This is a genomic window from Plantactinospora sonchi (assembly GCF_036422035.1).
GTDB classification, from domain to species: domain Bacteria; phylum Actinomycetota; class Actinomycetes; order Mycobacteriales; family Micromonosporaceae; genus Plantactinospora; species Plantactinospora sonchi.
On record NZ_JAZGQK010000023.1, the window covers coordinates 1 to 13,718 of the forward strand.

At 71.3% G+C, this 13,718-nt stretch carries 12 protein-coding genes; 6 read left to right on the forward strand and 6 right to left on the reverse strand.

Annotation, left to right across the window (positions count from 1 at the left end):
• Window positions 1-84: 84 nt before the first annotated feature.
• A complete protein-coding gene (locus V1633_RS24935; RefSeq protein WP_331216825.1) occupies window positions 85-1,386 on the reverse strand; it encodes an ABC transporter substrate-binding protein in 1,302 nt (433 codons plus the stop codon).
• Window positions 1,387-1,630: 244 nt separating this feature from the next.
• Between V1633_RS24935 and V1633_RS24940 the strand changes: the two genes are divergently transcribed.
• The 3 genes from V1633_RS24940 to V1633_RS24950 all read left to right on the forward strand — a co-directional run bounded on the left by V1633_RS24940 (window position 1,631) and on the right by V1633_RS24950 (window position 7,431).
• Window positions 1,631-2,833 (forward strand): ROK family transcriptional regulator, encoded by a 1,203-nt coding sequence (locus V1633_RS24940; RefSeq protein WP_331216826.1) that lies wholly within the window; start codon window positions 1,631-1,633, stop codon window positions 2,831-2,833.
• Between the two features lie 482 nt (window positions 2,834-3,315).
• Window positions 3,316-5,547: a discoidin domain-containing protein gene (locus tag V1633_RS24945; RefSeq protein ID WP_331216827.1), complete on the forward strand. Its 2,232-nt coding sequence runs from the start codon at window positions 3,316-3,318 to the stop codon at window positions 5,545-5,547.
• A 318-nt stretch (window positions 5,548-5,865) separates the two neighbouring features.
• Window positions 5,866-7,431 (forward strand): PstS family phosphate ABC transporter substrate-binding protein, encoded by a 1,566-nt coding sequence (locus tag V1633_RS24950; RefSeq protein WP_331216828.1) that lies wholly within the window; start codon window positions 5,866-5,868, stop codon window positions 7,429-7,431.
• 70 nt (window positions 7,432-7,501) lie between these two features.
• Here V1633_RS24950 and V1633_RS24955 read toward each other — a convergent pair whose 3' ends face one another.
• The 3 genes from V1633_RS24955 to V1633_RS24965 form a co-directional block, all read right to left on the reverse strand.
• Window positions 7,502-8,458 carry a sulfotransferase domain-containing protein gene (locus V1633_RS24955; RefSeq protein ID WP_331216829.1) on the reverse strand — a complete coding sequence of 319 codons (957 nt, stop codon included), beginning with the start codon at window positions 8,456-8,458 and terminating at the stop codon, window positions 7,502-7,504.
• A 114-nt stretch (window positions 8,459-8,572) separates the two neighbouring features.
• Window positions 8,573-9,199, reverse strand: coding sequence for a DNA-3-methyladenine glycosylase (locus V1633_RS24960; RefSeq protein WP_331216830.1), 627 nt, complete (start codon window positions 9,197-9,199; stop codon window positions 8,573-8,575).
• 76 nt (window positions 9,200-9,275) lie between these two features.
• The gene (locus V1633_RS24965; protein ID WP_331216831.1) at window positions 9,276-9,728 is read right to left on the reverse strand and encodes a MarR family winged helix-turn-helix transcriptional regulator; all 453 of its coding nucleotides are present in this window, start codon (window positions 9,726-9,728) and stop codon (window positions 9,276-9,278) included.
• A gap of 85 nt (window positions 9,729-9,813) precedes the next feature.
• Between V1633_RS24965 and V1633_RS24970 the strand changes: the two genes are divergently transcribed.
• The 3 genes from V1633_RS24970 (at window position 9,814) to V1633_RS24980 (ending at window position 11,286) form a co-directional block, all read left to right on the forward strand.
• Window positions 9,814-10,578, forward strand: a complete 765-nt coding sequence (locus tag V1633_RS24970; protein WP_331216832.1) for an SDR family NAD(P)-dependent oxidoreductase — start codon at window positions 9,814-9,816, stop codon at window positions 10,576-10,578.
• 229 nt (window positions 10,579-10,807) lie between these two features.
• Complete coding sequence (locus tag V1633_RS24975) at window positions 10,808-10,978, forward strand: hypothetical protein (protein ID WP_331216833.1); 171 nt, start codon at window positions 10,808-10,810, stop codon at window positions 10,976-10,978.
• Entirely contained in the window at window positions 10,975-11,286 is a 312-nt protein-coding gene (locus V1633_RS24980) for a hypothetical protein (RefSeq protein ID WP_331216834.1), read from the forward strand. The genes V1633_RS24975 and V1633_RS24980 overlap by 4 nt, the downstream gene beginning before the upstream one ends.
• 27 nt (window positions 11,287-11,313) lie before the next feature.
• On the opposite strand, the gene V1633_RS24985 is transcribed toward V1633_RS24980, so the two are convergent.
• On the reverse strand, window positions 11,314-12,051 hold the full coding sequence (locus V1633_RS24985) for a hypothetical protein (protein WP_331216835.1): 738 nt from the start codon (window positions 12,049-12,051) through the stop codon (window positions 11,314-11,316).
• Between the two features lie 185 nt (window positions 12,052-12,236).
• Window positions 12,237-13,700, reverse strand: coding sequence for an argininosuccinate lyase (gene argH / locus V1633_RS24990; RefSeq protein WP_331216974.1), 1,464 nt, complete (start codon window positions 13,698-13,700; stop codon window positions 12,237-12,239).
• Window positions 13,701-13,718: the final 18 nt, after the last annotated feature.

Consider the following 13,718-nt stretch of genomic DNA (forward strand, 5'->3'; position numbering starts at 1 on the left):
GGGGGCCCCCCCCCCGGGCCAGGTTGGGCGGGGGGGCCGGGCGCCGCCGGGGGGGGGGGGCCGGACCGCTTCAGGTGTTGCCGCTCAGCTGCCCATCTTCTGCTGCGCCACGCTGAGCTTTTCCTTGATCTGCGCGTCGGTGACGGACTTGCCGCTCGCGACGTCGGCGAAGAGTTCCTTCATCGCGGTGCCGACCAGCGTCTCGAACTCGCTCTCGTCGGGCACCTGCGGCAGCGGTGCGGCGGTGGTGTTGAGCACCTCCTGCAGCACCTTCTGCTCCGGGGCCTGGAACGCCGGGTCGGCGCCCGCGGTCTTGACCGACGGCAGCGAGCCGTAGGTCTTGTTGAGGATGGTCTGCTCCTCGTCACTGGTCATGAACTTCACGAACTGCAGCGCACCGTCCTTGTTCTCGGTGTGCTTGAAGACCGCGATGTTGATGCCGGCGACCATGCTGTTGATCCGCTTGCCACCGGGCGGGGTGGCGGCCGGGAACGGCACCGGGGCGACGCCCCACTCGTCGGGGCTCATCCCCTGGGCCTTGAAGTTGTTGCCGGCGGCCTGCCAGAGCAGCATCGCCGCCTTGCGGTTGGCGAAGTCCGCGACCGACTGGTTCTGGGCGTACTCGGCGTTGCTCGGGTTGACGACCTTGTCGACCGCCATCAGGTCGATGTACCGCTTCACCGCCGCGACGTTCTGCGGGGTGTCGAAGGTCGGCTTGCCGGCCTGGTCGAACCACTCGCCGCCCCACTGCTGGCCGAAGGTGAAGGCGTGGTGGGCGTTCTCCGACGGGTTGGCCGCCTCGACGGCGAGACCCCACCGGCCGTCCTTGGTCAGCTTCTTGCCGGTCTCGACCAGTTCCTCCCAGGTGGCGGGCGGGTTGGCGATGCCGGCGTCGTTGAACATCTTCTTGTTGTAGTAGAGCGCGTACGCGAGGCTGTACAGCGGCACCGCGGCCGGCGGCTGGCCGGGGGCGCCCGCGGCGGCGAGCGCGGCCGGCACGAACCGGTCCTTGCCCCCCACGGCGCTCAGCGTCGCGTCGTCGAACGGTACGAGCGCGCCGGTCGCCTGCAGCGACGCCGACCAGGTGTTGCCGATGTTCACCACGTCGGGGCCCTTGCCCGAGGTGGCGGCGGCGAGCAGTCGGTTGAGCAGATCCGACCATGGCACCACCTCAAGGTTGACCTTGATGCCGGTCTGCTTCTCGAACTTGTCGAGCTCGGGCTGCAGCGTCTGCTTGTCGAACTCGATGCTGGCGCCCTGGTTGCTCGCCCAGTAGGTGAGCGTCTTCGCGGCCTCGCCCGACGAGCCGCCCGAGTCACCGCAGGCGGCGAGGGAGGCGGTCGTCAGCAGGGCCGCGGCGACCATTGCGAGGTGTCTCTTCGACACGGTCTGCCCTTCTGCGTCGGCGGCCGGTCCGGGTGCCCGTCGGCGGGTTCGCCGGAGGCGGGTCCTCGGACGGCCGGGAGGTGGTGGGAGCGGTGGGGCACGATCTGCACCGGTGGGTGGTAGCGCTCCCGCCGGGGGTTCCATCAAGCCTTAATTAACGCCGTTATTAAAGTGTGTGGCGGGCCGGCCGTCAAGGACTGGCCGTACAGTGACTCCCGGCAAGCCGGGTTTATCGAGGTGGTGGGTGGACCTGGAACGGACGACGAACCGGATCGTGCGCCAGCGCAACCGGTCCGCCCTGCTCTCGAAGTTGTTCCTCGAGGGCCCCCTGACCCGGCAGGACCTGGCCCGCAGCACCGGCCTGAGCCAGCCCGCGGTCAGCAACGTGGTCGGCGACCTGATCGGGGCCGGCCTGGTGGTCGAGGCCGGCGCGGTCGAGTCCGACGGCGGGCGGCCCAGCATGATGCTCCGGGTGGCTCCCCGGTTCGCCGTGGTGGCCGGGGTCGACGTCGGGGAGACCCGGGTCCGGGTGGAACTCTTCGACCTGGCGATGAAGCTGCTGGCCAGCGCGGACTACCCGCTCGACTCGGCCGGGCCGGCACCGGAGGCGGTGGTCCGGCACATCCTGGCCGGGCTGGCCGCCGTCACCGAACAGGCCGGCGTCTCCCGCTCGGACATCCTCGGCGTCGGCATCGGCGTCTCCGGCGTGGTGGTGCAGGGCAGCGAGGCGCTGGTGCACGCGCAGACCCTCGGCTGGCACGGGGTACCGCTGGAACGGCTGGTCCGGGCCGAGATCGACCTACCGGTCCACGTGGACAACGGCGCGAAGACACTGGGCCAGGCGGAGATGTGGTTCGGTGCCGGCCGGGGCAGCCGGCACGCCGTCTTCGCCCTGGTCGGCTCCGGCGTCGGCGCCGCCGTGGTGACCAACGGGGTGATGTACCGCGGCTCGTCGAGCAGCGCCGGCGAGTGGGGACACACCACCCTGGTGTACGGCGGCCGTACCTGCCGGTGCGGGGCGCGCGGCTGCCTGGAGGCGTACGTCGGGGCGGAGGGCATCCTCGACCGTTACCGGGAGGCCCGGCGTGGCCGCGCCGTTCCCGGTGCCGACGAGGAGACCCGGCTCAACGCCCTGATCGAGGCGGCGGACGACTCGGCGACCGCCCGTCGAGTGCTGACCGAGACGGCCGGCTACCTGGGTGCCGGGGTGGCGAACCTGATCAACCTGTTCAACCCGGAACGGGTGGTGCTGGGGGGTTGGGCCGGCGTGGCGCTCGGCGCCCGACTACTCCCGGCGATCCGGGAGGCGGCGGCCGGCCAGGCGTTGCGCCAGCCGTACGAGCAGGCCGAGATCGAGCTGGGCCAGCTCGGCGTCGACGCGGTCGCGCTGGGCGCCGCCACCCTGCCGGTCGCCCAACTGCTCGCGGCCGGCGGCATCCGCCGCTGACGTCGGCCCGGGGTCAATCCGCGGGCTGAGGTGGGCCGGGCGTCCGTGGCTGACGTCGGCCGAGGGTGTCGTGGGCTGACGTCGGCGGCGGGCCTCCGTGGGCTGACGTGGGCCGGAACGGCCGGCGAGCCCGGGCCGGGGCCGGGCCGGAGGCCGGATGACGGCGCGGCCCGGCGGGCTGCCGGACCGGTCCGTCCCGACGAATCCGCGTAATCCGGCAATCAGGATAAATTACGTTGTAATAGATTGATGTCTTGACGGCTGCGGAGCGCTGGCGCAAGACTCTGCCCGTCGGGAGAGCGCTCTCCGGCATCGACCCCCAACCCCTCTCCCCCGTCCCCCACCCGTCCCACGCCGGCCCGGCGCACGACGTACCTCGCCGTACCGGTCCGGCTCCGTCACACCACACCGTCCCCACCGTCGTCGTTCCTTCCCGCACCTGACGGGCGACGTCGGACGATCCCCCATGGACAGGTACCGTGATGATTTTTCATCGTATTTCCAGTCGGACACCGTCCGGACGCCGTGGCCGCGGCCGTCCCCTCGCGCTCGCCGTGGCCGCTACGCTCCTGCTGACCGCAGCCCCGTTCACCGGTCCGACACCGGCGGCGCAGGCCGCACCCACCCTCATCTCCCAGGGTCGGCCGGCCACCGCCTCGTCCGTCGAGAACGCCGGCGTTCCGGCCTCGGCGGCGGTCGACGGCAACAACGGCACCCGGTGGTCCAGCGCGTTCAGCGATCCACAGTGGCTCCAGGTCGACCTGGGCGCCACCGCCGCGATCAGCCAGGTGGTGCTCCGCTGGGAAGCCGCCTACGCCACCGCCTTCCAGATCCAGACCTCCGAGAACGGCTCCACCTGGAGCAACGTCTACAGCACCACCAGCGCCACCGGTGGCAACCAGACCCTCAACGTCACCGGCACCGGCCGGTACGTCCGGATGTACGGCACCGCCCGGGCCACCGGCTACGGGTACTCGCTCTGGGAGTTCCAGGTCATCGGCGAGTTCGGCGGCGGCGGCAACCCGGGCACGGTCGAACCGACCGACCCGTTCAACCCGAACTTCGGCCCGAACACCTTCGTCTTCGACCCGTCGACCCCGACGTCGACCATCCAGAGCCGGCTGAACACGCTCTTCACCGAGCAGGAGACGGCGCAGTTCGCCCCCCGGCGCTACGCCGTGCTGTTCAAGCCCGGCACCTACACCGCCGACGTCAACCTCGGCTTCTTCACCCAGGTCGCCGGGCTCGGCATGTCCCCGGACGACGTCAACCTGAACGGGCACGTCCGGGTCGAGGCGTTCTGGATGGGCGGCAACGCCACGCAGAACTTCTGGCGGTCCGCCGAGAACCTCTCGGTGACCCTGCCGGCCGGTACGATCGTCGAACGCTGGGCGGTCTCCCAGGCGGCGCCGTACCGTCGGATGCACCTGCGCGGCGCGGGCAACCAGATCCAGCTCTGGAACGGCGGCGACGGCTGGTCCAGCGGCGGCCTGATGGCCGATACGAAGATCGACGGAATGGTCGTCTCCGGCTCGCAGCAGCAGTGGTACTCCCGCAACAGTGAGTTCGGCAGCTGGACCGGTTCGGTGTGGAACATGGTGTTCCAGGGCGTGACCGGCGCCCCGCCGCCGCACTTCCCCAACCCGTCGCACACGGTGATCCCGCAGACCCCGGTGGTCCGGGAGAAGCCCTTCCTGTACGTCGCCGGCAACGGCGAGTACCGGGTCTTCGTCCCCGGCCTGCGCGCCAACTCGACCGGCACCAGCTGGTACAACAAGACCCCGGTCGGTTCGTCGCTCTCGCTGAGCACGTTCTACGTGGTCCGCCCGGGTGCCACCGCGGCGACCATCAACGCCGCCCTGGCCCAGGGCAAGAACCTGCTCTTCACCCCCGGCCTCTACCGGCTCAACGACACCATCCGGGTCACCCGCCCCGACACGGTGGTCCTCGGCCTCGGCCTGGCGACGATCGAGCCGCAGAACGGGGTCACCGCGATGACCGTCGCGGACGTCGACGGGGTCAAGGTCGCCGGTCTGATGTTCGAGGCCGGTGCGACGAACTCCTCGGTGCTGATGGAGGTCGGCCCGGCCGGGTCGTCGGCGAACCACGCCGCCAACCCCACCTCGCTGCACGACGTCTTCTTCCGGATCGGCGGCGCGGTCGCCGGCAAGGCCACCACCAGCCTGCGGATCAACAGTGACAACGTGATCGGCGACCACATGTGGCTGTGGCGGGCCGACCACGGCGACCCCGGAACGTACGGCTGGACGGTCAACCCGGCCGACACCGGGCTGGTGGTCAACGGCGACAACGTCACGATGTACGGCCTCTTCGTCGAGCACTACCAGAAGTACGAGGTGATCTGGAACGGCAACGGCGGACGGACGTACTTCTTCCAGAACGAGAAGCCGTACGACCCGCCGAACCAGGCGGCCTGGATGAACGGGTCGACCCGGGGCTACGCCGCCTACAAGGTGGCCGACTCGGTGACCAGTCACGAGGCGTGGGGCCTGGGCAGCTACTGCTACTTCAACGTCAACCCGGCGGTGGTGAACGAACGGTCGTTCGAGGTACCGAACAATTCCGGGGTCCGGTTCCACAACATGGTGACCGTCTCCCTGGGCGGCGTCGGCACCATCAACCGGATCATCAACAACACCGGCGAGCCGGCCAACCTGGCGAACCAGCAGCGGTACCTGACGAACTACCCGTAACGACCGGCGCCCAGGTCCGTCTCCACCGGCCCGCGTCTCCGGCTGACCGCCGGGGCGCGGGCCGGCCCACGTGGACCACGACCGGCATGGACGGGCCCCTGTGGACCACTGCCGGCTCGGAGCGGCCCGGGTGGCTCAGGCCGCTGGACCGGCCCGGGTGGACGTCGACGGCGCGGGAGGCCCAAACGGATCGGCCGGGTCGACGCCGCGACGACCGAGTTCACCCGTACGTCATCAACCGGAGTCGTCGCCGATGCCCGACCGGCGTGCCACGGTCAGCTTCCCCTGGTGCACTGCCAACCCTCGGGGGAGGTACCGATGTCGAAATCGCTCGGCAGTGTCGTCGACGTGGTGGCGGAGATCCTGCTGGCCCAGGGCGGCGTCTGGACCCTCTTCCTCGGGCTGGTGCTCTCCGCCGGGTGGGGCGTCTGGAAGGAGGTCCGGGCCCGCCAGGCCGGCCGGAAGGTCCTCTCCTACAACGTCCTGTTCAACTCCCGGCTCGGTCTCGACCCGCCGGACGCCGGCGAACTGGTCCGGCTGCACGACCGGCAGGACGAGGTGATCGCCGATCCGTCCATGGTGGTTGTCCGGATCACCAACGAGGGCCGGACCGACATCACCAACGACGACTACCAGCTCCCGGTCGAGTTGGAGTTCGGGCGTCGTACGGTGAAGACCGTCGACGTGACCGAGGCGCATCCGCCCGACCTGGTCAGAGTGGTCGCGCCGAAGGTCACCGCCGACGAGAACCGGGTGGTGCTGCCGGCCGAGCACCTCAACTCGGCGAGCCGGTTCAAGCTGCTGGTCCTGCTCTCCGGACACAGCGAGGAGAACGTCGTGCGGGTCGGCGGCGTGCTCAAGGGCGGCGAGATCGTCGACGCCCGTCGGCAGCAGCAGCGCAACGTCCGGAACTGGCGGGTGGCGACCACGGTGACCGCGTCGCTCTGCGCCGGGGCGCTGATCGTGGTCTGGCTGGTCAACTCCGCCGGGCTGCGTCCCACCCCGCCGGGCGCGCCCCGGTGTGTCGAGGGCACCCTGGACGTGGGCGGGTCGAGCGCCTTCGGCACCGCGGCCAGCCGGGTGGTCGGTTCCTACACCGCCTACTGCGAGGACGCCACGATCCGGCTGTCGGTCTCGAACAGCCAGCACGGGCTGGAACAGCTGCGGGACCTTCCCGACGGCGACCAGAGCCGGGTCGCGCTCTCCGACGGCGCGGCGGACCCGAACGCCTTCCCCGGGCTCGTCGAGCGGGCGGTGGCGATCGTGCCGTTCAGCATCGTGGTGCACCCGTCGGTGACCGGTCCGGGCGCGGACTCACTCACCCTGAGCACCGCGCAGATCCGCCGGATCTTCGACGGCCGGCAGAAGACCTGGCGGGACGTCGACCCGCGGCTGGCACCGATCCCGGTGAAGATCGTCGGTCGTGGCCAGTCGGGCAGTCGGGTCACGTTCGAGCGGTACGTGCTCGGCGACGGGCGTACACCACGGTCCCAGGGGGAACGGACCTCGTCGGACTGCATGAACCGGACGTACGCCAGCGAGGCGACCATCCTCTGCGAGGAGAGCACCACGGCCAGCCTGCTCCGCCGGGTCGCCGAGGTGGCGGGGGCGATCGGGTACGCCGACGCCCCCGACGCCCGGCAGGCGCTGCCCGCCGTGCTGCCGGTCCGGCTGGACGGCCGGGACACCGCTCCCGCTGACCTCGGTGCCGGGTATCCCTTCTGGACGGTGGAGTACGTCTACCGCCGGCAGCAGTCGACCGGTGCGGCCTCGTTGGCGTCGGCCCTCGTCGACTACCTGACCGGCGACGCCCAGGCGAACGTGTTGACCGCGGCCGGGTATCCGGCCTGTGCCCACCACACCGAGATCTGCGCCCGCCGCTGACGTCCACCCGCCCGCTGACGCCCGCCCGCCGGGCCGCGCCCGTCGGCGACGTGCTCACGGTGGCCCGGTGTCACGGTGGGTCGAGGGGCGCCGCCTGGTGGATCCAGGCCACCAGTTCGGGCTCGACGACGGCGTACACCCGCTCCCGGTAGCGCCGCAGGTCGTCGTCGTCGAGCAGGTCCCGCCACTGGCCGCTGACACCGCGGTTGAAGAAGCGGTCCGGGTCCCGCCAGATGACGGCCTCCGGTGCGAGTTCCTGCGCCCGGCGCTTCATCTCGGTGAACTCGGCCGCCCGGACCAGGGCCGACCAGCGGTCACCGGGCACCTCGATGCCGAGCCGGTCGGCGAGCCGACGCATCACCGCGTCGAGGTCCGCCTTCATCTCGTCGTAGTGCAGCAGGACAACGTTGGGCAGGTGTCGGGCCTGCCAGAAGGTGTCCAGATGGTGCAGCATCGTCGGCAGTCCGACGAAGTCGTCCTCGGCCTCCATCCAGCTCCAGAACCGCTGGTGGGGCGACTGGTCCGGCTGGGGAACACCGGGCGGCAACATGGTCGGCCCGGCGTCGCCGGAAACCTGTCCGGTCGTGGTGGCCGGGAGCGGCTCGCCGATCGCGGTGGCACGCAGACTCATCAGACTGTCGAAGTCGGTGTTGGCCATGTGGTTGTCGAAGGAGATCGCGACGTCCCGAGGGTCCCGTCCGACCGTCACGTAGGTGACCCGTTCGTCGAAGGGGAGTCCGTCGAGCGGTGTGTGGGTCTTCACGAACCTGCGGTGGTCCTGCGCCTCCAGATCGGCCAGGATCTCCTCCCGCCTACGGGTGAACACGTCGGGCCAGGGGGACATGACGCTGAGCAGCTGCGGAAAGTCGGTCGACTGGAAGATCAACAGGGCACAGATCATCTGCGTCCACGTCGTACCGCACTTGCCCGGCGTCGAGATCACGATGTCTCCGGCCCGGAACGGGAAACCCGTCCAGCGGTCGCTGTCCATCAGGAAGTTCTGGTATCGAGCCGTCGGTTGCCGCATGGGCCGCCTCCCCCGAAATCGGCGTCCGGTCGGCGCGAACCCACTGCGGAGCGCACACGACCGATGATTGACCGTAGTCAATCGTAGGGGGTAACCGCCCCGTCGACCATCCCGTCAGGCGGGGCGGGCCGGCCGCGCCCGACGGGGCACGTGGCGGCGGTAGTCACTGACCGTCGGATCGCCGGCGATCCAGAACCGCCACGGCAGGTCGTGCGCGCCGGTGACGCCGACCCGGGGACCGGTGGCGATCATCGACGGCGGCACCGGACCGGCCGGCGGACGGAGTCGTACCGGCCCGTCGCCGAGCAGGTAGCGGCCGTAGACCGCGCCGTCCAGGCCGAGGGCCGCGCAGAGCCGGGCGGGTCCGCGGGCCAGGTCCACGTCCCGGCGTACCGCCACCCGACGGCTCCGGGCCACGTCGAGCCCCTCCACCACCTCGCCGGCCCGGATCAGTACGGCCGACGCCTCCCCGTCCGGCCCGGTGACGACGTTGACGCACCAGTGCATCCCGTAGGTGAAGTACGCGTACGCGTACCCGGCCGGACCGAACATCACGGAGTTGCGCGGAGTACGACCCCGATGCGCGTGCGACGCCGGGTCCCCGCCACTGCCGGCGTACGCCTCGACCTCGGTGATCCGGACGGTGACGTCGTTCGCCGCGAGGGTGGCACCGAGCAGTCCCCGGGCGGCGGGCAGCACCGGCCCGGCCAGCAGGGCGGCGAGGTCGTCGAGCTCGGTCATCGGCGTACCCGGGCGGAGCGACGCCGGTACCCGTTGCGCCGTCCGCCGCCGGAGCGGGTGACCGTGGGCACCGTCATCAGCGGCGGCCGGGAGGGTCGTCCGACGGGGCGGCGCCGAGGTTCGCCGCAACCCGCCGCAACAGGTCGACCAGCTGTCGCCGTTCGGTCCCGGACAGTCCGGTGAGCGCCTGACCGGCGACCTCGTCGAGCATCTCGGGCAGCTCACCGCAGAGCGCCCGACCCCGGTCCGTCAACCCGACCCGGACCGCGCGACGGTCGCTCTCGTCCGGCGTCCGGACGACCAGTCCGGCGCCCTCCATACGCTGGGCCGTCCGGGTGACAGTCGGCACCTCCACCCCGATCCGGCGGGCCAGCTCGCCTGGCGTCTGCCGGTCCTGCCGGCACAGCTCCTCAAGGAGGAAGTTCTGCCCGACGTGCAGGCCGAGCCGTCGCAGCCCGGTCGCCGAGGTGCCCTTCAATCCCCGGGAGACCAGGGCGAGCACGTTCCGGAACTCCCGCTCATGCGCCATGCGCCGACCCTATAGCGACCCCCGGCGACTTGACTTCGTTAGCCGGCTAGCTAATTATTTAGCCGGCTAACGAAAGGAGAGGAAGATGGAACTCGGTCTTCGGGAGAAGCGCGTCCTGGTCACCGGCGCCTCGAGCAACATCGGTCGGGCCATCGCGGTCGCCTTCGGCGAGGAGGGAGCCACCGTCGCGATCGGCTACCACCGCGACGAGGCCGGCGCCGCACACACGGCCACACTTGTCGAACAGGCCGGCGGTCGGCCCCTCGTGATCGGACTCGACCTCGGCGACGAGGCGCGCCTGCGCCACGGCGCCGACCGGGCACTGACCGAACTGGGCGGAATCGACGTACTGGTCAACAACGCGGTCGCCTTCCCCGGTCCCCCGGCCCCCGACGAGATGTTCGAGACCGCCCCGGCGGACCGGATGCGCCGCTCCCTGGCCACCAACCTGCTCGGGCACTACCTGCTGTCCCAGGCGGCGGTGGCGTCGATGCGGGCGAACGGCTGGGGACGGATCGTGCACGTCTCGACCGGTCTCGTCGAGGACGGGAGGTCCGGTGCCGCCGCGTACGTCACCCCGAAGTCGGGACTTCACGGACTCACCCGGACCATGTCCCGGGAACTGGCGTCCGCCGGCATCCTGACCAACCTGGTGATGGCGGGCTTCGTGGTCGGCGACCGCCGACTCCCGGACGATCTGCTGCGGCAGGCCGCCGCGGCCGCCGCCACCGGCCGGACCACCGAGGCGGTCGAGGTCGCCAACCTCGTCGTCTTCCTCTGCTCGTCGGCGAACGGACACGTCACCGGCGAACTGATCCGGGCCGACGGACACTTCCTGACGCCAGCCTGAGCCGCCGGAACGGCCGCCCCGAGCCGAGTCGCGGTCCCGCCCGGCGGCCCGAGCCGCACCCTGAGCGGCCGACCGAGCGGCGAGGCGACCCACCTACACGCATCGACGCATTCCCATCGGTGATTCACCGTTCTCAATCGCTCACTCGCTCGCGATCTCGCCGTCCGGCCTTGCGGCCCGCCACGGGCGACGCAAAGGTTACTTTCAGTCGCCGAACGGAGGGCCTGCCATGTATGTCACCGCGGCAGCGATCGCGGGGATCGTCCTGGGCTTCATCGCCGGCCTCTGCGCCTACCGGACGTCCCGCCGCTGGTGTCCGGCGTGCGGCAGCAACCTCAGCTGCACGGCCTGCGCCAGCGTGGGCGTACGACGCAACACCGCGGCCCGGCGGTTCCGGTGACCCGACAGGAGCCGCCGGAGATCGCCCCCGGTACGGTGCTCGCCCTCGGCAAGGACGACTGGCGGTACGGCGACCAGGCGCTGCTGCTGCTGGTCGAGTTCGTCCGCCTCGACCTGTCCCGGTACTACGACAACCAGTGGGTGTGGATCAGCGGCCAGCGGCTCGCCCGGGACGGCACTCCGATGGGGCATCTGGACGCGCTGGTCAAGGTTTCCGCCATACCCGCGCCGCAGACCTGCGACGGTCACGCAGACAAGCGGGCGGCGCACCCGAACGGGCGTGGCCTCCGGCGTCGTCGGACGGAGTGACCTCCGGAGGCCATCGCACCCGACCGGTCAGGCGGTCGCGGACGCGGGCTCGGCGAGCACCGCGTCGTGGTGTGCCAGCACCCCTCGCCCGGCCGCCAGCGCGGTGTCGGACCGCGGCGTCGTCGGCACCGCGAGGTCGACCAGGGTACGCAGCTCGCCGTCCACCACCTCCGCCAACCGGCGCCACCGCACCGGCCGGCCGGTCCGTGGATCACACACCGAGCCGGAGTCACGATCACGCAGCACCGCCCGCAGCGCGTCGTCCAGGGCCCGGACAGCCCGGTCGAGGGCCTCGTCGGCACCCTCCGGCGCGGTGTAGCCCGCCGCCTCGTCCCGCACCATGCCCAGCACGGTCACCAGGTCGTCGGCATGGCCGGCGACCCACCGGCGGGCCCGATGGACGCGGCCCAGGTCAGGCCAACGCTTCCGGGCCGCCTGCCGGGTGCTGCCGACGACCTCGCCCAGGTCGGCCAGGCTGGCGCCCAGCCAGACCGCGTCCGCCGCGTCCTCGGCCGCGCACCGGGCGGCCGCCTCGGCGAGCAACGCCTGGGTCGCCCGCCCGGCGCGGACCCGACGCAGCGCCCCGGTCCGGCTGGTCGTCTCGTCGTCGACGTCGCCGGCCTTCGGCTCACCCCGCGCTACGTCAAAGGCCGGATGCCCGGCCAACGTCCCGGTGATCTCCCGCACCGCCCGCTCCGCGCGGGCGACGAGGTCCGCGTACTCGGACGCGGCGAGGCGGTCGAACGGGTTTTCCGGCGCATCCATGGTCCACGCTCCTGACAACCAGTGGTTTACACCGGAAGCCTAGCACTGTGAACCACTGGTTTACAGCAAGCCAGAGCTGCGGATCCGGAGGGTGTGTGGGGGCCGGACCGGCCGGAAAAACCCAGTCGACCGTCGGTGACCTGATCCACCGGAACCACCTGCCACGGCTTCGGACCGCCGACCGCTCACCGAGGAATGACCTGCTCGGTCGACCACTCCCGCCAGCTGTCCAACTGGTCGGCGGCGGAGGCGAGCTGGTCGGCGACCGGCCCCGGCCCGGTCGACCCGGGCGTGATCCGGGCGGCCAGCGCCGAACGGACCGACAGCACGTCCCGCACCCCCGGGTCGAGGTGGTCACTCACCGCACGCAGATCGTCGTCGGAAACCTCGTCGAGCTCGCAGTCCCGGGCCACGCAGAGCGCCACCAGCTGCCCGGTCACCTCGTGCGCCTCCCGGAACGGCACTCCCTTGCGGACCAGCCAGTCGGCGACCTCGGTGGCGAGCGAGAAGCCGACCGGGGCGGCGGCGGCGAGCCGGTCCACCCGGACCGTCATGGTCGAGATCATGCCGGCCAGCGCGGGCAGCACCAGGTCGAGGGTGTCGAGAGCGTCGAACGCCGGTTCCTTGTCCTCCTGCATGTCCCGGTCGTACGTCAGCGGCAGACCCTTGAGCATGGTGAGCACGGTGACCAGCCCACCGATCAACCGACCGGACTTGCCCCGGGCCAGCTCGGCGATGTCCGCGTTCTTCTTCTGCGGCATGATCGACGAACCGGTGGCGAACGAGTCGTCCAGCTCCACCCAGCCGAACTCCTGCGAGGTCCACATCACCACCTCCTCGCCGAGCCGGGACAGGTGCACCCCGAGCAGCGCGGTGACAAAAAGGAACTCGGCGACGAAGTCCCGGTCCGCGACCGCGTCCATCGAGTTGGCGAACGAGGTCCGGAAGCCCAGCTCCTTGGAGACCGCGACCGGATCCAGCGGCAGCCCGGAGCCGGCCAGCGCACCGGCGCCCAGCGGGCTCACCGCCGCCCGGTGGTCCCAGTCCCGCAGCCGTTCCAGGTCCCGCAGCAACGGCTGGACGTGCGCCAGCAGCCAGTGCCCGAAGGTGACCGGCTGGGCGTGCTGCACGTGGGTCATGCCCGGGGCCGGGGTCTCCAGGTTGCGGGCCGCCTGCTCGACCAGGGCGTCAGCCAGGCCGACGATCCGGGCGGCCAACCCACGGGCGTGGTCCCGCAGGTAGAGCCGAAGGTCGGTGGCGACCTGGTCGTTACGGGACCGGCCGGCCCGCAACTTGCCGCCGAGTGTGCCGAGCCGCTCCAGCAGCCCCCGCTCCAACGCGGTGTGCACGTCCTCGTCCTCGACGGTGGGGCGGAACGTACCGGTGCGGACCGCCGCCTCCAGGTCGTCCAGGGCGGCCAGCATCCGGCCCAGCTCGTCCGGGTCGAGCAGGCCGGCGGAGGCCAGCACCCGGGCGTGCGCCCGCGAGCCGGCCAGGTCGTACGGGGCGAGCCGCCAGTCGAACTGGACACTGACCGACAGTCTCGCCAGCGCCTCGGCGGGACCGCCGGCGAACCGACCACCCCACAGGCTCGTACGGTTGGTGCCGGCGCTGTTCTCGGTCAGGCTCTTGTCGTCCACGCCGCTCATCATCGCTGACTTGACCTT